Source organism: Streptomyces ovatisporus (assembly GCF_042653885.1).
GTDB classification, from domain to species: Bacteria; Actinomycetota; Actinomycetes; order Streptomycetales; family Streptomycetaceae; genus Streptomyces; species Streptomyces ovatisporus.
The window spans coordinates 500,519-521,915 of the sequence record NZ_JBHSFH010000005.1 but is presented as its reverse complement, the minus strand read 5'-3'; the positions used below and the strand labels follow the sequence as shown (position 1 = coordinate 521,915).

Sequence of the window (21,397 nt, the reverse complement as noted above, 5' to 3'; positions counted from 1 at the left end):
GTCGGACTGCCGGATGGCCGCGGAGAGGGTGCTCGGCGGCACGGCGGGTCGCGCGGTCACCGGCCGCGCGCCGATGCGGAGTTCACCCCGTGCGCTCCCGGTCACGCAGGAGTTCGTCGCCGTACTTGTCGACGAATTCGGCGATGATGGTGTCCTGGTCCCTGCGCAGGTCCCGGCCGAGGCAGAACGAGTCGAGCGCCGAACTGAGTTTGCGGTGCCTCTGCTGCGCGACGTCGTAGGGAATCCTGGTGAAGGCCACCAACTGGTAGAGCGGGGTGTACACCTCCGGGTAGAGCTCGTGCAACCGCCGCTCCAGCGCCCGGCGTTCGAGGAACGACGGGCTGGTGACATGCGCCGAGAGTTCCTGGAGATTGTTCAGCGACAGCTCCGCCAGCGCATGCCCGGCCGCGACCCGCATGCCGCTGTATTTCTCGACGACGTTCTCCACCACGGCATCGACGTCGCCGGCCCCGAACCCGGTGCTCTCCAGCAGCCCCGAGAGCGTGGCGGCGTCCTCGAAGCTGCAGTTGATGCCCTGTCCGAGGAACGGGACGACGGCGTGTGCCGCGTCCCCGATGAGCACCGCGCGCTGGTGGTGGTGCGGGGCGCAGCTGACGATGCGGAGCCTGCCGGGCGTGCGCGACATCAGCTCCTGGCCGACCTCCGGCATCCGGTCGAAGACGTCGGGGAACTCGGTGGCGCAGTAGTCGCGGATGGCGCCGGGTGTGGACAGGCCCGCGAACTGCCGCCGCGGAGTGTCGTGTGCCAGGGGTTTGAACAGGCTGGTGGTGAAGGTCTGGTCGCGGTTCGGCTGGGCCTGGAGGAAGTGGTCGCCTCGCGGCCACAGATGCATGCCGGCCGGATCGGCGTCCCGGTACTCCATGGTGATCTCGGCGTATCCGTGGTCGATGGTGTCCCGGGTGACCCACATGTCCTCGGGATGCGCGCGGGAGATCGCCTCCCGCACCGCGCTGTTCGCCCCGTCGCAACCGACCAGCAGGTCGGCCCGGACCCAGGCGGTGGTTCCGTCGCGCCGCTGCAGCAGCGCGGCCGGACGCGCGGTGTCCACGTCGACGCACTTGTGTCCGTAGTGGATGCGGGAGCCCGCCCGCAGCGCGTGGTCGCGCAGGATGACTTGCAGGACGCCTCGTGGGATGGACAGCAGGTGGTGGGTGTCCGCGGTGCCGTACGGCTGCGTGGAGATCGCACCGTCGCTGTGGTGAATGATCCGTTTGACGAGCACCGAACCTTGCAGGTACAGGCGGCGTTTGACGGGCCGGGGCAGACGGTCGAGCCCCCGGGAGGTGAGCGTGAGGTTGAAGGAGTTGCCCGATCCGGATTCGGCGGCCTCCTCCCGTTCGAAGATGTCGACCTCCAGGCCTTGGCGCCGCAGCAGTGTGGCCAGCGCGCAGCCGACCGGTCCGGCACCGATGATCACTACTGAGCGTTCGGCGAGCTCAGGCATTGTGCTCCTTAGAAGATGCAGCGCCCGGCGGCGGAACCGCGCCGAGGCCGCGGAAGTACGCGAACATCTGATGGATCCAGCCGGTGTCCGCCGGCGGTATGGGGCATCCCACGTCGGCGAGGGCGGACGCGGACTTGGCGTTGGCGAACGAGAGGTCGCCCAGGCGCATCGCGCCCTCCCGCATCAGGGGGACCAGAGGCCCCAGCCCCCATCCCTGGTCGCCGGCCTCGACCTGCCGTTCCAGGGCGGTCATCCAGTCGGCCGGCGGGACCGGGCCGACGGGGTAGCCCTCCGCGCGGATCGCCTGGATGATCTCGTCCCAGGTGAGGCCGCGGGCGTGGAAGAGATGCCAGTCCTCGTTCTCCGGTTTGTCCTCGGAGAGCCGGACGATCGCCTTCGCCACGTAGTCCACGGGGAGCAGATCGACGGCCGGCGTCCCGGCGATGTCCTGCGGGTAGCGGCCGAGCGCCGCGAACCCCTTCATCTGCAGCCAGAAGAAGTCGTCGTGCCGGCAGGCTCCGGTGCGGCTGTGCCCGGCCACGCGGCCCACGCGATGCACCGTCACCGGCAGGCCGAAGTCCCGCGCCTGCCGCGCCAGGTGCTCGGCGACCCACTTGCTCTGCGAGTAGCCGATGCCCAGCGAGGCGGGATCGCCCGGCACCGAATCCTCCTCGACCAGGCCGGTCGTGGAGTCCGGCGGGATGACGCCGAGGGTCGAGACGACGCGCAGCGGTGTGCGGTTGACGCCGCAGAACTCCAGCAGCCGCCGCAGGCCGTCGACGTTGGTGTGCTTCACGGTGTGGTACGGGAGGACGAAGTTGATGTGCGCCGCCGCGTGGTAGACCTCGCTCACCCCGTGCGCCCAAGCCTCGTACTGCTCCTCCCCGAGTCCGAAGTACGGCCGGGCGAGGTCACCGGGGCAGATCTCGACCTCGTCGATACGGGAGGCGTCGAGCGCGAATTTGCCGAACGTCGCGCGCAGGCGGCTGCGTCCCTCCTCCGCGTTGTCGGCGCGGACCAGGCAGGAGACGCGGTGCCCGGAGCGCAGCAGCTCGTCCAGGAGGTGGCTGCCGAGGAAGCCGGTCGCGCCGGTGAGCAGCACCCGCCCTTCCGCCGGCGGGCGCCGGTCTGCCACGGCGAGGTGCGGCAGACGGGCTTCGCGGCGCAGGTCCGGCAGGCTGGTGTCCGCGTCACCGCCGAGGCTCGCCGCCATGCCGCGTACCGTCGGTGTGCTCAGCAGCGTGGCCAGTCCGACGCCGGTGCCGAGGCGCTCCTTGGCCAGTCGGTGCAGCCGGGCGGCCAGCAGGGAGTGCCCGCCCTGCTCGAAGAAGTCCGCATCCGGTGCGGTCGGCCGCCGCCCGAGGACCTGCGTCCACAGATCGGCCATCGTCTGCTCGGCGTCGGTCCACTCGGCCTCCGGTACGCCCTCGCGGTCTCCGTCGTCCGGCTGGGGGCAGGCGGGCAGCATCGCCTCCAGCGCCCGGCGGTCGGTCTTGCCGTTCGGTGTCAGGGGGAAGGACGCGACGCGGGTGATCTGCCGGGGGATCATGTACTCCGGCAGTACGGCGGCGAGCCGCCCGCGCCAGTCGGGAGGCAGCGGCGCGTCGCTCTGCGCGAACGCGTGCAGGACGCGGTCCGCGCCCGCCGGGACGACGAGCACGGCCGCCGCGTCCACCTCCAACTCCCGCTCCAGCGCTGCCTCGACCTCGCCCGGCTCGACCCGGTACCCGCGGATCTTGACCTGGTCGTCCTCCCGGCCGCGGTAGTGCAGACGCCCGTCCGCCGCCAGCACGACCAGGTCGCCGGTGCGGTACATCAGCTGCCCCGGAACGAACGGGTCGGGCACCATGGCCCGGCTCGTCTTCTCCGGCAGGCCGATGTACCCGGGCGAGACGACCGGCCCGGCCACGCACAGCTCCCCCTCGACACCGAACGGAGCGCGCTGCGCGGCTTCGGCGTCGCTGAGCACGTACGCGTCGACACCGGCGACCACCCAGCCGATCGAGGGGAGAGCGGGCCAGGCGTCGGGGTTCGCGGGAAGCCGCTCCTGGCTGCACAGGTGTGCCTCGGACGGGCCGTAGGCGTTGATCAGGCGCGCCCCGGGGTTGCGGCGGAACATCTCGCGCAGATCCTCGGTCACCACCAGCCGCTCGCCGGTGACGTACACCTCCCGCAGGTGAGGGAGGTCGACCGCGAATGCGCGCAGGGCGGCGGCGAGTTCGCGGAGCGCGACGTAGGGGAGGTAGGCCCGCTCGACGCGCTGCTCGGCCATCAGCGCGGCCAGTCCCTCGAAGTCGGTGCGGGCACCGACCGGAGGGATGACGAGTGTGCCGCCGGTGCACAGCGTCCCGAAGACCTCCAGGGTGAACACGTCGAAGGCCGGCGGCATGTACTGCAGGGTGGTCATCCGTCGGCCGCCGGAGAGGATCTCCTGGTTGTGGACCAGGTTGGCCAGCGTGGTCTCGGGCAGCGTGACGCCCTTGGGACGGCCCGTGGAGCCGGAGGTGTAGACGATATACGCCGTGTCCGCGGGGGACTTGCGGCCCCGCTCGGGCGCCGCCCCCGGGCGGCCGAGGCCGGACACGTCCAGGACCTCCAGGTTCTCCGGCAGCTCCACGCCCGACACGTCGATACCGCCCGAGCGCACCAGGATGCCCGCGCCGCAGTCGTGCAGGGCGAAGCCGAGCCGCTCCGCCGGCTGGTCGGCATCCAGGACGACGTAGCTGCCGCCGGCCCTGAGGACGCCGATGACCGTGACGACGAGTTCGGGGCCGGGGGGCATCAGCACCGCGACAGGCGCGCCGTCGCGGATGCCCCGGTCGGCAAGGCCCGCCGCCACCGCGTCGGCTCGCCGTGCCAGCTCGGCGTAGTCCATCCTCGCGCCGTCCGCCACGACCGCCGGAGCAGCGGGTGCCGCCGCGGCGCCCGCGGTGAACAGATCAGCCGTCAACTCGGTGTCCAGCCGCGGTGCGTCGGCCCGCCGGGCGCAGAATCCCGCGATGGCCGCCTCTTCCTCGTCGCTGGTCCAGCTCAGCTCCCGCACCGGCGTGTCGGGACTGTGCAGGGCGGCCTCGACCAGCGTGCGGAGGCGCTGCGTGAGGTAGGAGGTGAAGCTCTCGCCGTCGTCGGCGGTCGTCGTGTGCCCGATGATCAGTGTGTAGTGGGGAGGCGTCTCGTCCACCGTGATCGTCAGGTCGTACTTGGCTCCTCCCGGCACGTGCTCCCAGGTCTCCGCACCCCATTCGCGAAGGCCGAGCCGGCGTGACCCGGACGGCATTACGGTGATCATGGTGTTGAACAGGTCGCCGGCGCCGCCGAGTTCGGCGCCGGAAGCGCGCAGTTCGCTCACCACCGCCTCCAGCGGGGTGTGCCGGTGCCGCAGGGTGTCGAGGACTTCCCCCTTCACCGCCCTCAGCACGTCCCGCACGGTGGCGTCGGCGGCCAGGTGGTGCCGGAGTACGGCGGTGTTGGTGAGGTGCCCGAGTACCTCGGCGTCGCCGCTGTCCCGGACGGTGACCGGGATGCCCAGGAGGGCGTCGTCCTGCCGGGTCTGCCTGTGCAGCAGGATGAAGGCGAGGGCGACGAAGAACATGCTGGTGGTGAGGGACCGGGCGCGGCACAGGTCGCTCACCTGGGCCGACAGCCGCTCGTCGAGGACGAGTTGCCGGGTGACGTGCCGGGCCGGGCCCTCGCCCGGCAGGCCGATGAGCGCCGGGGACGGGGCGTCGGCGAGCTTGGTGCGCCAGTAGTCCGGTACCCCCTCGTTGGTCCACTGCTTGGCCCAGCGGGTGTAGGACTCCACGGCCTGGCGCGGAGCGTGCACGGCCGGTTCGCGGCCCTGCGCGAGCGCCGTGTAGGCCGCTTCGAGCTGCCTGAGGTAGGGCTGGAAGGACATGCCGTCGAAGACGGTGTGGTGGACGTTGAACACGAGCACACTGCGGCCCCGGGCGGCGAGGCGCAGGTGCCTCACCTGCACGAGGGGCCCGGCGTGCAGGTCGAAGGCGGTGGCCGCGACCTGGGCCGCCTGCCGGGCCACCCACTCCTCGGGGTCCTCCGGGCCGGAGTGGTCCCGTACCTCGACGAGCGGGTCGAGATCCCCGTGCACGATCTGGACCAGGTCGCCGCCGGCCTCCATCTCGAAGGTGGTGCGCAGCGCGGAGTGTGCCCGGTGAACCGCTCGCAGTGCCTCGCGTAGCAGTGCGTGGTCCAGCGGCTTTCGCAGGCGCACCAGCAGGGGCTGGTTGTAGGCCGTGGGGTCTGCCCCGGCCGCACTCGCGAACCAGATGCCGGACTGGGCGGGGGACGCCGGGAAACGCTCGTTGCCGAGGGGTGGTTGCTGGCTGGGAGGGGTCATCTCAGTCCCGCCCCCGCTTGGTGCGTATCAGGTCGGCGACGCCGCGCACGGTGCCGGCCTCGACGAGCTCTCCGGGGGCCAGGGGGATTCCCGCCACGTCCTCCAGGCGGGCGCCGAGGGCCATCAGGTCCAGTGAGGTGAGTCCGCTCTCCAGCAGGCCCTCGTCCAGGCCGATCTCCTCGCCCCCGCGCACGTCCGCCAGCGTGGAGGCCACGACGGTGGCCAGCGTGTCCTGCTTCGTGCCGCCCCGGGAGTGACGGGTGGTGCATGCCGCGAGGCGCGCGGACAGCTCCTTGCGGTCGATCTTGCCGTTGGCGTTGAGCGGGAAGGCGTCGAGGACGAGCACCGCCGAGGGGACCATGTAGTCGGGCAGGCGTCCGCGCAGCTCCTCCAGCAGGTCACGCTCGACGAGGCCGTGGCCGGGCGCCGGCACGCACCACAGGGCGAGCCGGTCGGCGGCGCCGTCGCCGGGCACGGCCTGGGCCACGGCCTGGGCCACGCCGTGCACGGTCTCGGCGGCCATCTCGACGTGCCGCGGCTCGACGCGGAACCCGCGCACCTTGACCATCTGGTCGGTGCGGCCGGCCAGTACGATCTCGCCGTCCCCGGTCAGCTTGGCCAGGTCGCCGGTGCGCAGCAGGCGCCTGCCCTCGTGGTGGACGAACTTGCGCTCCGTCAGCTGCGGATCACCGTGGTAGCCCAGCGCGACGCCGTCGCCCGCGATGCACAGCTCGCCGATCTCGCCGGGCGGGCAGGGTTCGAGGGTCTGCGTGCGCACCGTCATCTCGACGGCCGGCATGGGGTGCCCGACCGGGATCTCGGCAGTGGACAGGTCCTCCTGGGTGACCTTGTGCACCGCGGTCAGCGCCGAATTCTCCGTGCAGCCGAAGGCGTTGAAGAGATCACCGTCCTGGAGTGCGTCCAGCGCCTGCCCGATGTGGCGTGCCGAGGGGAAGTCACCGCTGACGATCACCGACCGGACCTGCGCGACGACCTGCGGGTGGTGTTCGACGAGGAGGTTGAACAGATCCACGGAGAGGTTGAGCACCGAGATCCGCTCGCGTTCCACGAGCCGTGCGAGGTCGCCGAGTTGGGGCACGTCCTGCGGCGCGACGGTGAGCCGGCCGCCGCGCAGCAGGCAGGTCCAGATGTCCGTGGTGGAGGCGGCGAAGGTCGGCTGCGCGAGTTGCAGGAACCGGTCTCCGGGGCCGGGCGTGAAGCCGGTCAGGTGCCGGGAGACGCGTGCGATGCCCCGGTGGGCGATGACGACGCCCTTGGGCTCGCCGGTCGAGCCGGAGGAGAACAGCAGGAACGCCGGCGCCTGCGTGTCCACCTCGCACGGCACAGGGGCGTCGGACGCCGCCGCCGCGTCGTGGAGCAGGCTGTCGAGCGGGACGCACGACCCGGGCGGGATACCGTCGGCCGCCCCGGCGCCCGTCACGGTCAGGGACGGTGCGGCGACGTGCCACATCCGCGCGGTGTGCTCGGTGGGGTGGCGGGGGTTGAACGGGACCACCACGAGGCCGGCCTTGAGGATGCCGAGGAAGACCTGGTAGGTCGCCGGGCCGCGGTCGAAGTGCACCCCGACGTGCTCACCCGGGGTGAGTCCCCGCTCGCGCAGCACCCGCGCTATCCGGTTGCTGCGGGCGTCCAGTTCGCCGTAGGTGAGGATCGTTTCGCCGTCGGAGAGCGCTTCGTGTGCCGCGTTGTCGCGTGCTGTGCGCGTGAAGGCCTCGGCGATCGTCTCCGTGGTGGTGGCGTCGGCCGTGGTGGTGGCGTCGGTCGTCGAGGCCGGCGGTGGGGTGGTGGTCGCTGGGTGTGTCATCGCGTGAGTCACCGCTCCTTATGCGAGGTGGGATGCCGCCAGGCCCAGGTGGTGCAGGCTGATGCGGCCGAACGGCGTCGCCGCGTCTGCCAGGTCCAGCGGCAGGTCGAAGTGGTCCCGGCCGGGCACCGTGTGCGTGCGCACCGGGACGCCGAGGGCGGCCAGATGCGCCGCGTACTGCTGGTGCTGGCGCAGGTACGTGTCCGTCTCGTGCTCGCCGGCCGCGAGCAGGACCTGGTCGCACCGCGGCGCGGGCAGGTGCAGCGGGCTGCAGGCGCGGGCGAGTTCGGGTGTGAGGCCGAGGGCGTCGTTGACGTACGTACGCGGGATCTCGCCGAGGTCGTAGAGACCGCTGAGCAGGCAGGCGCTGCGCACCCGTGGAGCCGTACGGTGCGCGAGCGCCGTCGCGAGGAGGTGCGCCCCCGCGCTGCTGCCCGCCACGTGCAGGCGATCAGGGGCGATGCCGTATCGCGGTGCGGCATCGGCCAGCCACGTCAGGGCCGCCCGGACCGAAGCGATCATCTCCGGGAGCGTGCGGGCCGGTGCGAGCCCGTAGGAGACCGCGGCGAAGGCGCACCCGTGCGCCACGGCGTGCCCGGCCGCGAAGCAGGCGTCCTCGATGCCGGATTCCTGCCAGTGCCCGCCGTGCACGAAGACCAGGGCAGGGGCGCCGGCTGCCGTCGTGGCGGCCGGAGGAGGGGGGAAGATGTGGCAGCGCTCGACGGCGGCGGCGCCGTAGGGCACGGCCTCCCGCACCTCCAGCTGCGCCCGCGCGGCGTCGCTCCGCGTCCGGTACTGCTGCAACGACGCGGCCGGGGTCCGGGCGCGGGAACTGGGCGAGTACTCCCGGTCGAGGAGACTGGAGTCATGCATCGGGTTTGCGCCCCTCGACGACGCCGTGCGGCGTCCAGCCGTCGTTGCAGGTGCGCGTGATGTCCACGAATCCGGCGGTGGCGAGCCACTCTTCGTGGTCACGCCAGGGGTAGATCGTCGATTCCTCGAACGGCAGCACCGTGAAGTACACGTTGTCCAGCGCGGTGTACAGCGGGCCGGTTCCGTCGTCGTCGGCGAACGCGTTGAAGACGACCACCCGGCCACCGGGGGAGAGCGCCTCGAAGGCCTGCTGGAGCAGCGTGACGTTCTGCTCCGGCGACCAGATGACGAACTGGTGGGCGAAGAGCACCAGGTCGTATCCGTGAGGCATCGGCTCGGCGAACATGTCGCCGGCCACGACCTCGATCCGGTCGCCGAGCCCGGCGGCATCGATGTTGTCGCGGGCCACCTCGATGGCGCCTTCCAGGTCGAAGACCGTCACCTTCAGGTGCGGGTGGGCGCGTGCCAGGGCGATCGCGTTGACCGCGTCGCCGCCGCCGACGTCCAGTACACGGGTCACCGACCGGTAGTCCACCTGGTGCAGCAGCACCGGGTTGGACAGTTCCGACCAGGCGTGCATGCCGCGGTAGAAGCGGTTGCCCAGCTCCGGGTTCTCCTCCAGGCGCGTGTAGAGGTCGAGTCCGGAGCCGGGCAGGTGTTTGAGGCCGAGGTTCTTGCCGGTGCGCAGGGACTCGGCGTACTCCTGCGCGGGCAGGTAGGACACCCGCTGCTGGAAGTCGATGATGCTGCGGATGTGCGGCCAGGTGCCGTCGTCGATCGCGGCACGCAGCGTCGGGCTCGGTGTGTACCCCTCGCAGCTGTGCTCGGTGAGGCCGAGCGCCGTGGTGCCCAGCAGCAGCGTGCGCGCGCTCTTCGACGGCAGGCCCAGTCCGGCGGCGACCTCGTCGCTGCTGGAAGGACCGTTGAGCGTCAGATACTCGAACAGCTGCAGTTCGGATGCGGCCCGCAGCTGCTGGAAGGCAGCGAACCCGAACAACGTCGGGACGATCGGACTGAGATCAACCGGCTTCGTCATCACGCAGCTCCCAACAGGGTGGTGTCGTATTCCTTCAACGTGCTCCTGCGGCACTCGTGTTCGCCTCCTGTGCCGCGGGCGGGGGTGTCGTGCCGGTCTCGGCGCCTGGCCACGCTGCGAGTGCCACGCCCTACAACCGGGTGCGGAAGGTCCACAGCTCGGGGAAGAAACGGTGCTCGTTGATCTCCCGGAGCCAGGCGGCGCCGTCGCTGCCTCCCGTTCCGCTCTTGCCGCCGAGCATCCGTTCCACCACGAGCAGGTGCGTGGCCCGCCAGTGCGAGAACTGGTACGCGACCTCCAGCAGGGACTCCGCCAGCCGGTGCGCCTCGCGGTAGGTGTGCGGGTCGCGGTAGATCTCCAGCCAGACGTCCTCGACGAGGGGGTCCGCCTCGTGCTGCTGCCAGGGCACCTTCTCCACGCAGTCGGCCGGGACGGCGAACCCCTGCCGGGCCAGGTACGCCAGTGCGGCGTCGTAGAGCGAGGGCTTGGACAGCTCGACGCGCAGCGACGGATAGCTGTCCGCGTACGCCGACTGCACGTGGCCGGGCGGCCGGTTGCCCATGGCGAACTCCAGGGCGCGGTAGGCGAAGGACTGCACCCCCGAGGCGTCGTTGAGCACGTGCCGAAAGGCCACGAACTCGTCGGCCGACATGCCGTTCATCACCTCCCAGCAGGTCACGAGCACCCGCTGGGTGCGGGTGGCGCGCCGCAGCGCCGTTCGGGCGCCGGCGGGGTCGTCCTTGTGGAGCGCCTGACGTGCCTGGTCCAGGTCGTCGGACACGGCACGGAACAGCAGCTCCTGGACTTGGCTGATCAGGAGAAAGTTCAGCTCGCCCCGGGCGTTGCTGCGCGGTTGCTGCAACTCGTGGAGTTCGTCCATGCGGGCATAGGTCACGTACTCGTGCGCCTGGGTCATCGCGCCTCCTTCACCACGTCGCCCAGTTCGTGGACCGCGCGCCGCACCTGCTCGTGCGTCACGTACAACGGAGCGAAGGCGAAGCGGATCAGGTCCGGCGGCCGGGAGTCGACGAGCACTCCGCGCGCGGCCAGCGCTTCCTCGATCCGCTCGGCGTCGGGCAGTCGCAGCGCGAGGTGTCCGCCGCGGCGGTCCGGGTCCCGGGGGGAGACCAGCTGCTCCAGTACGTCGGGACGGCTGCGCTCCAGGCACTCCAGGAAGAACTCCGAGAGGTCCTGGCTGCGGCTGTACAGGGCGTGCACGCCCACTTCGAGCAGCGGGTCGAGGGCGTGGCCGAGGGCCACCAGGCTGAGCAGCGGGGGAGTGCCGGTGCGGCCCCGGCCGATGCCGCTGTCCGGCTCGAAGGCGGGCGCCATGGCGAAGGGCCGGGCGTGCCCGTGCCATCCGGACAGCGGGAAGTCCACCGCCTGCTGGAGCCGGAAGGGGACGTAGAGGAACGCCGGCGCTCCCGGGCCGCCCCCCAGGTACTTGTAGCCGCACCCGACAGCGAGGTCCACGGCGTGGGCGTCGAGATCGACCGGCAGTACGCCCGTGGCGTGGCTGAGGTCCCACACCGCGATCGCCCCGGCGGCGTGGCACAGCGCGGTGGTCGGCCCGATCCCGCGCCGCTCCCCGGTGCGGAAGTCCACGGGCGCGGCGACGGCCGCCGCCACCTGTGCGCCGTTCTCGCGCAGGAAGGAGTCGAAGTCCTCGGCGGAGGCGGTGACGACCCGGCGTCCCAGGAGCCGGGCCACCGAGCCGGCGATGTAGAGGTCGGTGGGGAAGGAGGCGGCCTCGATGAGCAGCACGGGCCGGTCCTCGCGCAGCCGGCACGCGGCGACCAGCGCGTTGAAGAGAGTCGTCGAGGTCGTCTCGCCCGCCACTACGACCTGCCCGGGTGCCGCACCGAGCACAGCCGCGAGCTTGTCGCCGACCGTGCGGGGCAGATCCAGCCAGCCGTCCTTGAACCAGCCGTGCACCTGATGCGGGGCCCACTGGCCGTGCACGACCCGCTCCAGCTCCCCGGCCAGGCCCGCCCGCGGCGGGCCCAGCGAGTTGCCGTTGAGGTGCACCGCGCCGTCCGTGGCGAAGCCGCTCGCGAAGGCGGAGAGCGGGTCGCGGCCGTCGCGCTGCTGCGCCTCGATCTGCTGCGCCTCGATCCACGCGGGTGCCGTGGACGCGCCGGCCTGCGGCTGTCCCGTCATCGCTCACTCACCTCCCTGTCGCTGTCGGTGTCCTCCTCGTCGACCCAGACCTGCGAGGTGACCTGCACCTGGGCTGCACCGCCTCGCACCGAGCCGGTGCAGCGCAGCACCGACTCGGTGCCGTGGGGGATGACTTGACGAACCGTCACCGGGGTGCTGCCGTCGCCGGTCAGGAAGAGCGACATCAGCCCGAGCGCGGCCGCCGCCGGCAGGCACCCCGGGTCCTGGGGGAGCCCGAAGCCGGGGGCGAACACGCGTGCCAGGACCTCCCGTTCCTCCGGGTCCCACCGGAAGAGCGTGAGGTCGGTCATGCCGAGCTCGGCCATGCGCACGGTGTCGGGGGCGGGCAGCGCCCGGGGATCGTCGGTGACGTGGAGGAAAGTGAACCCCCTGCCGACCCCGCTCACCCGCGGTGTGCCGTCGTAGGGGCCGAACAGGGCGGGATCGGCCGGGATTCCGTGGTCGACGACCGGCCCGGTGAACGGCACTTCGACGGCGCGGCCGTCGGTCCACAGCCACTGGCATCCCTCCTCGGTCCTGCGGCCGACCTCACCGGCGCGCAGGTGGCCCCTGCTGACCAGGAAGGCGGCCACACCGGCGAGCGAGTGGGTGGCGAAGGGGGTCTCCCCGCCGGTGTTGAAGATCCTCGACTCGAAGGTCTGCTCCGCCTCCGAGATGTCGCTGACCAGCGCGCTCTCGACCGTCGTGTCGGTGGTGCGGGCATGCGCGGCGGCGTGGGCGAGCGCCTGGTCGTCGCACGGGCCGTCGGGGAGGAGTACGTCGAGGGCGCTGCCGTGGCCGGGGGCGGTGCCGAACATGGCCACCGATGTCACCTGCATGTTTCACCCCGCAGCTGCTTGTCGGCGAAGTCGAAGATGATCTGTTCGTCGCCCTCGTACGGCGGTTCGGGACGGGGCCAGTGCACGACGAGGTCGGTGAAGCCGGCCTCCTCCAGCGCGCCGGCGGCTTCCTCGTACGCGGCCACCGACGCGGTGATCCCGCCCACCGCCGCGTCGGCCACGAACAGCCGGCGCAGCGTGGCGGGGTCCCGGCCGGCGCGCTCGCACGCCGCCTCGACGTCGCGTATCTGCCTGCGCAGCTCCGGCATGACCTCGCGCAGCGGGCGCCCGCTGAAGTCGGCGGGCGGGCCGGAGGTGACCCAGTACTGGCCGAAGCGCGCGGTGAGCGCCATGCCCCGCGGTCCGGTCGCGGCCACCGCGAACGGCAGCCGCGGCCCGTCGCCGGCCCGGGGATGGAAGCTGACCCCGGAGGCGGTGTACCAGGGCGAGGAGGCGTCGACGCTGCCGCGGACGAGTACGGAGTCGAGCAGCTCGACGAACGCCTCGAACCGGTCGGCGCTCTCGCGGGGGCGCGGGGGCGTGCCGCCGAGGATGCGGGCGTCGTATCCGGGCGCGCCTGCTCCCAGCCCGCAGACCAGGCGCCCTTCGGCGATGTCGTCGATGCTGGCCAGGTCCTTGGCGAGCACCACGGGGTGCCGGAAGTTGGGCGTGGCCACGAGCATGCCGAGCCCGAGGGTGCGGGTGGCTGTGGCCGCGGCGGTGAGTGTCGGGATACCGCCGTACCAGTTGCTGTCGGCCAGCCAGCGCCACATCAGGTGGTCATAGGTCCAGGCGTGGTCGTACCCGAGCTGTTCGGCGAGCCGCCAGCGCTCGGCCGCCACCTTCCATCCGTGCTCGGGGAGCAGCACGATTCCGTGCCTCATGCGCCGACGCCCTGGAGTTGGTGGCGGGCGACCAGCCGGGTCGCCTCGTCGAGCGCCCGGAGCGCGCCGGGCACCAGCGTCATCATGATGCCGCCGGAGTGCCCGGTGACGACCGGGTGATGGTGCCCCTCGACGTTCGGATACAGGCCGTTGTGCGCGAGGTCGGTGCCCACCTCGGCGACGCGCGCGCGGAGTTGGCCGACGAACTGGATTCGGCTGATGGGGCGGCGCAGCGTGAGGAAGAGGTTGTCGTACAGCTCTTCCTTCTCCTGGGAGACGGCCATGGCGGGCGTGCCGATGGACTGCTGGAGGAGAGAGAGGCCGTCCGGGACGAGATGGGCGGCGATGTAGTCGTGGGCGGCGGCGTTGCGCGCCACGGCCGTGCCGAGCGGCTCGCACGCCGGATCGCCCTGCCAGGACAGCTTGCCGCGGAAGAGGCGGCGGACGGGCCGGTAGTCGGGGGCCCAGGTGCCGCTGATCGCCGGGTGCTGGAGCGCCATACGGCGCCGGATATGGCTGTGGTAATGGGCGCACGGCACCGTGGACGAATAGAGCAGCATCGCGCTGTAGGCATCGACGCAGGCGGCCAGGACGTCGAGTTCGGGACGGGGCGGCATGGTGTCGGGGGAGTCCCCGAAGATGTCGTACATCGCACGCCACAGGGCGAACGAGACCTGGTGCCCGGTGATCCACCGGTACCAGAAGACCCGCTCGGCCTCGACCGGGTGCACGCCGAACACTTTGTAGTCCGGAATGCCCTGGGCCATCGTGTCGTCGCCGGGCTCCCCGTGGCCCGAGGGCTCGAAGGAACGGCCCGGCTCAGGCAGGAACAGTGGGCGCAACTGGAGCATCGGGGGCTCGGGCCGGCCGGGTCCTGTCCGCGATCCCTGACCGCCCTTCACGATGTCCTCCCCGAGAAGTGGATGAACTCCATTTCGAGGCCGTTGGGGTCCAGGACGTAGAGACTCTGCATCCCGTCGTCGTCGGTCACGATGTCCGACGGCGGCTCGTCCCGGCTCCAGCGGACGTCCCCGCGCTCCCGCAGCCGCAGCCAGCGCTCCCGCAGCGCGACGAGGTCCTCGTGGCGGTCCACGACGATCCCGATGTGCTGGAACTGGAAGCCGCGCGGGTCGGGCCCGTGCCGGGTGTGGCCGGACCGGTCGAAGACGTGGAAGCGCACGTCCCCCGCCTTCAGTTCGACCAGCTTTCCGATCCCGGGCAGGCGGGAGCGGGTGAGCGGAGAGAATTCCGTGAGCGTCCACTGCGCCTCAGCATCGAGGAATTCCTGGTACCACGTGACCGTGGATTCCACGTCATCGGTCTGGACGGCGATGTGGTGGACTTTAGGGGCGATGGCGAGCGCGTTCATCGAATCCCTTTCTTCGCGAAATGTCGGCGGGCATGTAACGGGCATGTACGCCACCGGCGCGAATCCTGCCAGCACCTTCGGAGCCCTCGCGGTCGAGGCGGCAGGCCGGCACCAGAAATGCTCTATCACCGTCCATGCGCCGGACAATCAGAGGAAGCTTAAGATCGTCTCAAGTCGTTTTGAGCCCGCCGTCGCGGATCCGGGCGGATCGCCTCGGGACTGTGCGAGTTCCGCCGGCACGAGGGGCGTCGGTCCGGGTCCGTGCTGCGGTGATCGGCGGGCGGCGATACCTCGGCCGATCGTCGGGCCCCGCCGTGGGCGGCACGTCGCCGAGTGAGCGGGAGCCACGCCGCGATGGGAAAACCTGCTGGTCGGTCGGCTTTACGGGGGAGTGGTCGAACCATGGCGGCGACCCCGTGGCGGGTCTGACCGGCGGCGCGTGAGCGGTTGAGCTGCCGGTGTCCGGGGCGAGGAGTGCTGCCGCGGCGGCGCATCCGCCTGCCTGTGCGGCGGTCCGTGGCCGGCCCCTGGGATTTTAAAAGCCCTGACAGTGAGTTTAGAGAGCGGCGAGGGTTTATCGCACTGCCTCCGGTTACGATTCTGGGCAGCAACGGCAGAACACCGGGGCGTGCCGCTCCAAGAGATTGCCGTATCCGCTGAAAAGGCGGGCAGCGCGTATTGCGTATTACGCACGGGGGAACAGCCGACAGCCGAACCGATATCGCAGGTCAGGAGAAGCAACTATGACCCGCCCGGATTCCCCGGGGAATGCCGCAGTCATGGGGTTCGACCCGGCCGGCCGACTGTGGGTCTCGTCCCGGGAGAGCACGACGGAGGAAACGCGCCCGTCGTTCGCCGTCGCCCCCGCGCTGGAGGGGGACCTCCTGGTCGACGAGTCCTCCCGGCGGGCCTACGCCACCGATCTGGGCAACATCGCCACCACCACGCCCAGTGCGGTGCTGCGGCCCCGCTCGGCGCAGGACGTCGCCGCGATGATCCGTTTCTGCCGTGCCCACGGCATCACCGCCTCGGTGCGGGGGAGAGCGAGCACCACTCTCGGCCAGAGCCTCTGCGACGGCCTGCTCATCGACACCCGCACCCTCGACCGCATCCACACGCTCGGCCCCGAGGGCGCCGAGGTCGATGCCGGCCTCCTCTGGAAGGACCTGGTCACCGCCGCCTATGAGCACTCCCCGCGGCTGACGCCGCCGGCGGTCACCGCGTACACGTCGTTGAGCGTGGGCGGCACGCTCTCGGTCGGCGGTCTCGGCGGCCTCGTCGGCGCGCTGCACACCGGGCTCCAGGGCGACCACGTGCGCGAGCTGGAGGTCGTGACCGGGACCGGTGACATCGAACGCTGCTCTGCCGAGCACCGCACCGACCTGTTCGAAGCGGTCCTCGGCGGTCTGGGTCAGTGCGGTGTGATAACCAAGGCCGTCCTGGACCTCGTCCCGGCCAAGGAGCGCGCCCGCACCTATGTGCTGGGCCACACCGACAACGCCGCCTTCTTCCGCGACCTGCGCACCCTCATCGAGCGGCCCGGCATCGACCACGTCTACGCGACGCTGCAACCGCCGAGCGACGGGCCGACCCACCAGCTGTACGCGACCGTCGTCTACGACCGCGACGCCCCGCCGCGCGACGAGGAGGCCGTCGCGGGTGTGGAGGCCGCTCCGCTCGTGGAGGACACCTCCTACCTGGACTACGTCTTCACCATCGACCGCTTCGTCGATCACATGCGGGAGACCGCGCAATGGGGCGGGCTCGCCAAGCCCTGGTACGACGTGTGGCTGCCCGGAGACGCCATGGAGGACTACGTCGCCGAGGTCCACCCCGCGCTCACCGAACGCGACTTGGGGCCCTGCGGCATCAGCCTCATCTACCCGCAGCGGCGCGCACACATGACCAGGCCGTATCCCCCGCGGCCGGAGCCCGACGGCTCGCCCTGGGTGTACGTCCTCGACATCAACACCACGGCCCCCTCCCCCGCCCCCGACCCGGCATACGTGCAGGAGATGCTGGAGCGCAACGACCGCTGGTTCGCCCGGGCGCGCGACCGCTACGGCGCGGTGCTCTACCCCATCGGCTCCGTGCGGTTCTCCGCGCAGGACTGGCGCAACCACTTCGGCGCGGCATGGCCCGCCTTCAGCGCTGCCAAGAAGCGCTACGACCCCGACGCCCTCCTCACACCCGGCCCCGGAATCTTCCCGAACGGCTAGACCGTGACCGGCGCCGTGACCGGCGCCGTGGCCGGCGCCGTGGCCGCGCCGCGCGGCTCCTACCCGAATACGTCGTCCCCGCAGTTGGGAGTAGCTGCAATGCTGCCGTCCAAGCCGGAACTCCACGGCACCGTCGGTGCCGTCGCCAGCACCCATTGGCTCGCCTCGTCCGCGGCCATGCGCATCCTCGCCACCGGCGGCAACGCCTTCGACGCCGCCGTCGCCGCGGGCTTCGTCCTCCAGGTGGTGGAGCCGCACTTCAACGGCCCCGGCGGGGACGTATCCATCGTGGCGCACCGCGCCGGACGCGATGACGTCCAGGAGATCTGCGGCCAGGGCCCGATGCCGCAGGCCGCCGGCATCGAGGCCTTCGAGCGGCTCGGGGTGAGCAGCATCCCCGGCTCCGGGCTGCTGCCCGCCTGTGTGCCGGGCGCGTTCGGGGGATGGATGCGGCTGCTCTCGGAGTTCGGGACCATGCGCCTCGCCGATGTCCTCGAGCCGGCGATCGGCTACGCGTCGGACGGCTTCCCGCTGCTTCCCGAGACCGCTCTGGCCATCACCACGCTCGCCCCGCTGTTCCGCGAGGAGTGGACCGGCTCCGGGCACACCTACCTCACCAGCGGCCCCGCCCCCGCCCCCGGCAGCCGGTTCCGCAACCCCACGCTCGCCCAGACCTACCAGCGGCTGCTGAAGACCGCGGAGTCCGCCTCACCGGACCGCGAGGCGCAGATCGACGCGGCCCACCACGCCTTCTACCAGGGCTTCGTGGCACAGGAGATCTCCGAATTCCTCGCCTCAGGGCCGAAGCTCGACGCGACCGGCCGCCGCCACCGGGCTCTGCTGAGCGGGGAGGACCTGGCCCGCTGGGAGCCGACCGTCAAGACCGCGACGAGCCGCGCCTACGGCCCCCACCAGGTCTTCAAGCCCGGACCGTGGTCGCAGGGCCCGGTGTTCCTGCAACAGCTCGCCCTGCTGGAGGGCTTCGACCTGCCGGCCATGGGGCAGGGCAGCGCCGACTACCTGCACACGGTGGCGGAGTGCACGAAGCTGGCCATGTCCGACCGCGAGGCGTGGTACGGCGACCCGGACTTCACCGACGTGCCGCTCACCACCCTGCTCTCCGCGGAGTACGCGCAGCAGCGACGTGCCCTGGTGGGGGAGTCCGCCGCGCTCACCCTCCGGCCCGGATCTCCCGACGGCCGCACCCCCTCCCTTCCGCCCCTGCCCACGCCGGAGGACACCGAGCCCGACTCGGAGGTGATGTCCCAGCTGCGCAACGGGCTGCCGACCATCCTCCAGGCCACCACCGCGAAGGCCGACACCTGCACGGTGACCGTGGTGGACCGGCACGGCAACACGGTGGCCGCCACCCCCAGCGGCGGGTGGATGAAGAGCTCCCCGGCCATCGGCAGCCTCGGCTTCCCGCTGGGCACCCGCGGCCAGTCCATGTACCTCGTGCCCGGGCTCCCGAACTCGCTGGAGCCGGGCAAGCGGCCGAGGACGACCCTCAGCCCCACCATCGTGCTGCGGGAGGGGAGGCCGTACCTCGCCTTCGGGACGCCGGGCGGCGACCGGCAGGACCAGTGGACGCTGCAATTCTTCCTCAACGCCGTCGAGTTCGGGCTCGACCTGCAGCACGCGACCGAGACCCCGGCCTTCCACACCGACCAGGTCCCCGCCTCCTTCACGCCGCACGCCTTCCGCCCGGGGGTGCTGGTGGCCGAGGAGACCTGCGCGCCGGAGACGGCCGAAGCGCTGCGGCGACGCGGCCACGAGATGGAACTGGTGCCGGCCTATTCGCTCGGGCGGGTCTGCGCGACCGGATTCACCCCGGACGGGGAGTTCGTCCGCGCGGCCGCCAGCCCCCGCGGCCGGCATGCCTACGCGGGATGCGCATAGCAGTCGACTCCGACCCCTCCGTGAAAGGACGGTAGCCCGTGACGCCCGCCAACAGCACGCCGCCGATCGTTGAACTGCAGGATGCGGAACAGCGGTGGGAATGGCAGAAGTTCACGCTCTCCGACCTGCCCGAGATGATCAGCGCCATGCACGTGTGCCACGCGGTGCACGCCCTGTCGACGACGCCGCTGCTGGAGCGGCTGCGCCACGGGCCGCGGCACCCCGGCAACGGCCTGCTGGAAGGGATCGATCCGGAGATCGGCGCCGGCTTCCTGCGGTACCTGGTGCAGCGCGGCATCCTGCAGAGGCAGGGGGAGGAGTATCTCCTGACCCAGCTGGGGGAGTGCCTGACCACGGACGTCTCCCTCGCCCGGCTCGGGATCTACGTCGAAGCCTACGGCGGGGTGACCAGCCGGATCGGTGAGCTGCTGAACGGTGAGGCGGTCTACGGCAAGGACGTCGTCCGCGACGGCGGGGCGCTGGGGGCGCACTGCGCCACGCTGTTCTCCTTCTTCCACACACCGGCCGTGCTCCAGGCCATGCAGGGCCGCGACGTCACGCGCATGCTCGATGTCGGGTGCGGCGGCGGGCAGTTGCTCGTCGACGCCTGCCGGCGCGACCCGTCGCTGACCGGCGTCGGCATCGACATCGACCCGGACGCCATCGCCTGGGCGAACGATCTGGCCGAGCAGTCCGGCGTCGCGGACCGGGTGGAGTTCGTCGTGGGCGACGCCTTCGCCCCGGAGACGTGGCCGGCGGTGTGCCGAGAGGCGGACGGCCTGTGCATGATGAGCGCGCTGCACGAGCACTTCCGGAACGGTGAACAGGCCGTCGTCGACCTGCTGGACCAGATGGCGAGCTTGCTGCCCCGGCTGAAGATCCTGCTGGTCGGCGAGCCGGAGCTGCGCTTCGACGGCCGGGAGAACGACGACGACTTCTTCCTGATCCATGTGCTGAGCGGGCAGGGCCTCCCCCGCGACCGCTCCGCCTGGTTCGAGGTTTTCCACAAGTCCCGGCTGACCTGCCGCCAGGTCTACACCCGCCCCGGCGCCGGGCCCCGTATCTGCTTCTACGACCTCGCGGCGCGGCCGAGCTGAAGACGGCGCCCGGCGTGCCCCGAGCGGTGCGCCGGTGGGCCTGCAACCCGTGGCCGCACGGCGGCCGCGGCTTCCCCGGTCGTTCCGCGCATCCGCCGGACTGCTACTCGCACCATCGGGAGTGAGCCAGATGACCTCAGCCACGAGCCAGGGCCTGATGCCCGAGAGTGACGTGGACCTTTTCTCCCCCGCGGCACTGATGGACCCCTACCCCCACTACGCGGTCCTGCGCAGCCTGGGCCCCGCCGTCCACCTCACCCGCTACGGCCTCTACGGCCTCTTCCGGTACGAACACGTGCGCCCGGCGCTCGTGGACTGGGAGCGGTTCAGCTCGGCCGAGGGCGTCGCGATGAACCCCAGGACGAACGAGCTGATGGAGGGGTCCATACTCGGGATGGACCCGCCGCTCCACAAATCGGTACGGAAGGTCTTCGACGAGGCCCTCCGCCCCAAGTACGTGCGCCAGGTCGCCGACGACATCGAGCGCCTCGCCGGGGAACTGGTCGACGACCTCGTAGCACGGGGGACGTTCGACGGGGTCCGCGACTTCGCGCGCAAGCTGCCGGTGGACATCGTGCTGGACCTCATCGGCTTCCCCCGCGACGAGGAGCGCGAGAAGATCCTCGACTGGGCGCTGGGCGCGTTCAACTTCATGGGCCCCGCGAGCGACTTCCAGTCCTCCTCGCTGCCCGACGTGCAGGAGCTGATGCGCTACCTCACCACCAAGGCGACGCCCGCCAAGCTGCTTCCCGACAGCTTCGGCCAGATCGTGTGGGCGGCGGTCGAGCGCGGTGAGATCACGGAGAACGAGGCGCTGATGACGATGAGCGCCTACGCCTGCGCCGGGGTGGACACCACCATCGCCGGCATCTCCAGCACCCTGTGGCTCCTGGCGCAGCACCCGGACCAGTGGGCGGAGGTGCGTCAGGACCCGGCTGCCGTCTCCGGAGCGTTCATGGAGGGGCTGCGCATGGAAGCCCCCGTCCAGACCTTCGCCCGTGTCACCACGTGCGACGTGGACCTCGACGGGGTCACGATCCCCGCGGGAGCCACCGTGGTGCTCTCCTACGGCTCGGCCAACCGGGACGAGCGCCGCTACCCCGAGCCCGACCGTTTCCAGGTGCGGCGCAACCCCTCGGACTCCGCCGCCTTCGGCTTCGGCGTCCACAACTGCCCCGGCCGCGCGCTCGCCACGCTGGAGGCGAACGCGCTCTTCGGCGCGCTCGCCGAGCGCGTGGAGAAGATCGAGCCGGCCGGGGAGCCCGCCCGCAGCCCGAACAGCATCACACGGGGCCTGGAGAGTCTCCCGGTCCGCGTTGCCTGACCCCCGTGAGTCCAGCCGGGATACGGGCCGACGACGTCCACGTCCGATTTCAC

At 71.5% G+C, this 21,397-nt stretch carries 15 protein-coding genes; 4 read left to right on the top strand and 11 right to left on the bottom strand.

All coding sequences use genetic code 11. The features are described from left to right. Positions 1 to 82: 82 nt before the first annotated feature. From ACFPA8_RS10680 to ACFPA8_RS10630, 11 genes are all read right to left on the bottom strand, one after another. Positions 83 to 1,465: an FAD-dependent oxidoreductase gene (locus ACFPA8_RS10680; RefSeq protein ID WP_386445889.1), complete on the bottom strand. Its 1,383-nt coding sequence runs from the start codon at positions 1,463 to 1,465 to the stop codon at positions 83 to 85. Next, positions 1,458 to 5,819: a non-ribosomal peptide synthetase gene (locus ACFPA8_RS10675; protein WP_386445887.1), complete on the bottom strand. Its 4,362-nt coding sequence runs from the start codon at positions 5,817 to 5,819 to the stop codon at positions 1,458 to 1,460. Before ACFPA8_RS10675 ends, ACFPA8_RS10680 begins: the two co-directional genes overlap by 8 nt. A gap of 1 nt (position 5,820) precedes the next feature. Next, the gene (locus ACFPA8_RS10670; RefSeq protein WP_386445884.1) at positions 5,821 to 7,644 is read right to left on the bottom strand and encodes a non-ribosomal peptide synthetase; all 1,824 of its coding nucleotides are present in this window, start codon (positions 7,642 to 7,644) and stop codon (positions 5,821 to 5,823) included. An 18-nt stretch (positions 7,645 to 7,662) separates the two neighbouring features. After that, complete coding sequence (locus tag ACFPA8_RS10665; RefSeq protein ID WP_386445881.1) at positions 7,663 to 8,517, bottom strand: alpha/beta hydrolase; 855 nt, start codon at positions 8,515 to 8,517, stop codon at positions 7,663 to 7,665. Next, positions 8,510 to 9,553 carry a methyltransferase gene (locus tag ACFPA8_RS10660; protein WP_386445878.1) on the bottom strand — a complete coding sequence of 348 codons (1,044 nt, stop codon included), beginning with the start codon at positions 9,551 to 9,553 and terminating at the stop codon, positions 8,510 to 8,512. Before ACFPA8_RS10660 ends, ACFPA8_RS10665 begins: the two co-directional genes overlap by 8 nt. A 130-nt stretch (positions 9,554 to 9,683) precedes the next feature. Further along, positions 9,684 to 10,469 carry a tryptophan 2,3-dioxygenase gene (locus ACFPA8_RS10655; protein ID WP_386445875.1) on the bottom strand — a complete coding sequence of 262 codons (786 nt, stop codon included), beginning with the start codon at positions 10,467 to 10,469 and terminating at the stop codon, positions 9,684 to 9,686. Beyond that, positions 10,466 to 11,713, bottom strand: a complete 1,248-nt coding sequence (locus ACFPA8_RS10650) for an aminotransferase class V-fold PLP-dependent enzyme (protein ID WP_386445872.1) — start codon at positions 11,711 to 11,713, stop codon at positions 10,466 to 10,468. Before ACFPA8_RS10650 ends, ACFPA8_RS10655 begins: the two co-directional genes overlap by 4 nt. Further along, a complete protein-coding gene (locus ACFPA8_RS10645; protein ID WP_386445870.1) occupies positions 11,710 to 12,552 on the bottom strand; it encodes a hypothetical protein in 843 nt (280 codons plus the stop codon). The genes ACFPA8_RS10650 and ACFPA8_RS10645 overlap by 4 nt, the downstream gene beginning before the upstream one ends. After that, entirely contained in the window at positions 12,543 to 13,436 is an 894-nt protein-coding gene (locus ACFPA8_RS10640; RefSeq protein ID WP_386445867.1) for an LLM class flavin-dependent oxidoreductase, read from the bottom strand. The genes ACFPA8_RS10645 and ACFPA8_RS10640 overlap by 10 nt, the downstream gene beginning before the upstream one ends. Then, complete coding sequence (locus ACFPA8_RS10635) at positions 13,433 to 14,338, bottom strand: hypothetical protein (RefSeq protein WP_386445864.1); 906 nt, start codon at positions 14,336 to 14,338, stop codon at positions 13,433 to 13,435. The genes ACFPA8_RS10640 and ACFPA8_RS10635 overlap by 4 nt, the downstream gene beginning before the upstream one ends. Beyond that, entirely contained in the window at positions 14,335 to 14,805 is a 471-nt protein-coding gene (locus ACFPA8_RS10630) for a VOC family protein (RefSeq protein WP_386445861.1), read from the bottom strand. Before ACFPA8_RS10630 ends, ACFPA8_RS10635 begins: the two co-directional genes overlap by 4 nt. Positions 14,806 to 15,548: 743 nt before the next feature. Here ACFPA8_RS10630 and ACFPA8_RS10625 point away from each other — a divergent pair. The 4 genes from ACFPA8_RS10625 to ACFPA8_RS10610 all read left to right on the top strand — a co-directional run bounded on the left by ACFPA8_RS10625 (position 15,549) and on the right by ACFPA8_RS10610 (position 21,344). Next, complete coding sequence (locus ACFPA8_RS10625) at positions 15,549 to 17,024, top strand: FAD-binding protein (RefSeq protein WP_386445858.1); 1,476 nt, start codon at positions 15,549 to 15,551, stop codon at positions 17,022 to 17,024. A gap of 99 nt (positions 17,025 to 17,123) precedes the next feature. Next, positions 17,124 to 18,923, top strand: coding sequence for a gamma-glutamyltransferase family protein (locus ACFPA8_RS10620; RefSeq protein WP_386445855.1), 1,800 nt, complete (start codon positions 17,124 to 17,126; stop codon positions 18,921 to 18,923). Between the two features lie 38 nt (positions 18,924 to 18,961). Next, positions 18,962 to 20,020 carry an SAM-dependent methyltransferase gene (locus ACFPA8_RS10615; protein WP_386445852.1) on the top strand — a complete coding sequence of 353 codons (1,059 nt, stop codon included), beginning with the start codon at positions 18,962 to 18,964 and terminating at the stop codon, positions 20,018 to 20,020. Positions 20,021 to 20,150: 130 nt separating this feature from the next. After that, on the top strand, positions 20,151 to 21,344 hold the full coding sequence (locus ACFPA8_RS10610; protein WP_386445849.1) for a cytochrome P450: 1,194 nt from the start codon (positions 20,151 to 20,153) through the stop codon (positions 21,342 to 21,344). Positions 21,345 to 21,397 lie beyond the last annotated feature (53 nt).

Excerpts from the sequence above, each read along its gene's own strand:
- ACFPA8_RS10630 (WP_386445861.1), bottom strand. The coding sequence starts at position 14,805 with ATGAACGCGCTCGCCATCGCCCCTAAAGTCCACCACATCGCCGTCCAG.
- ACFPA8_RS10680 (WP_386445889.1), bottom strand. The coding sequence starts at position 1,465 with ATGCCTGAGCTCGCCGAACGCTCAGTAGTGATCATCGGTGCCGGACCG.
- ACFPA8_RS10675 (WP_386445887.1), bottom strand. The coding sequence starts at position 5,819 with ATGACCCCTCCCAGCCAGCAACCACCCCTCGGCAACGAGCGTTTCCCG.
- ACFPA8_RS10665 (WP_386445881.1), bottom strand. The coding sequence starts at position 8,517 with ATGCATGACTCCAGTCTCCTCGACCGGGAGTACTCGCCCAGTTCCCGC.
- ACFPA8_RS10625 (WP_386445858.1), top strand. The coding sequence starts at position 15,549 with ATGACCCGCCCGGATTCCCCGGGGAATGCCGCAGTCATGGGGTTCGAC.
- ACFPA8_RS10620 (WP_386445855.1), top strand. The coding sequence starts at position 17,124 with ATGCTGCCGTCCAAGCCGGAACTCCACGGCACCGTCGGTGCCGTCGCC.
- ACFPA8_RS10670 (WP_386445884.1), bottom strand. The coding sequence starts at position 7,644 with ATGACACACCCAGCGACCACCACCCCACCGCCGGCCTCGACGACCGAC.
- ACFPA8_RS10640 (WP_386445867.1), bottom strand. The coding sequence starts at position 13,436 with ATGAGGCACGGAATCGTGCTGCTCCCCGAGCACGGATGGAAGGTGGCG.
- ACFPA8_RS10655 (WP_386445875.1), bottom strand. The coding sequence starts at position 10,469 with ATGACCCAGGCGCACGAGTACGTGACCTATGCCCGCATGGACGAACTC.
- ACFPA8_RS10610 (WP_386445849.1), top strand. The coding sequence starts at position 20,151 with ATGACCTCAGCCACGAGCCAGGGCCTGATGCCCGAGAGTGACGTGGAC.
- ACFPA8_RS10660 (WP_386445878.1), bottom strand. The coding sequence starts at position 9,553 with ATGACGAAGCCGGTTGATCTCAGTCCGATCGTCCCGACGTTGTTCGGG.
- ACFPA8_RS10645 (WP_386445870.1), bottom strand. The coding sequence starts at position 12,552 with ATGCAGGTGACATCGGTGGCCATGTTCGGCACCGCCCCCGGCCACGGC.
- ACFPA8_RS10650 (WP_386445872.1), bottom strand. The coding sequence starts at position 11,713 with ATGACGGGACAGCCGCAGGCCGGCGCGTCCACGGCACCCGCGTGGATC.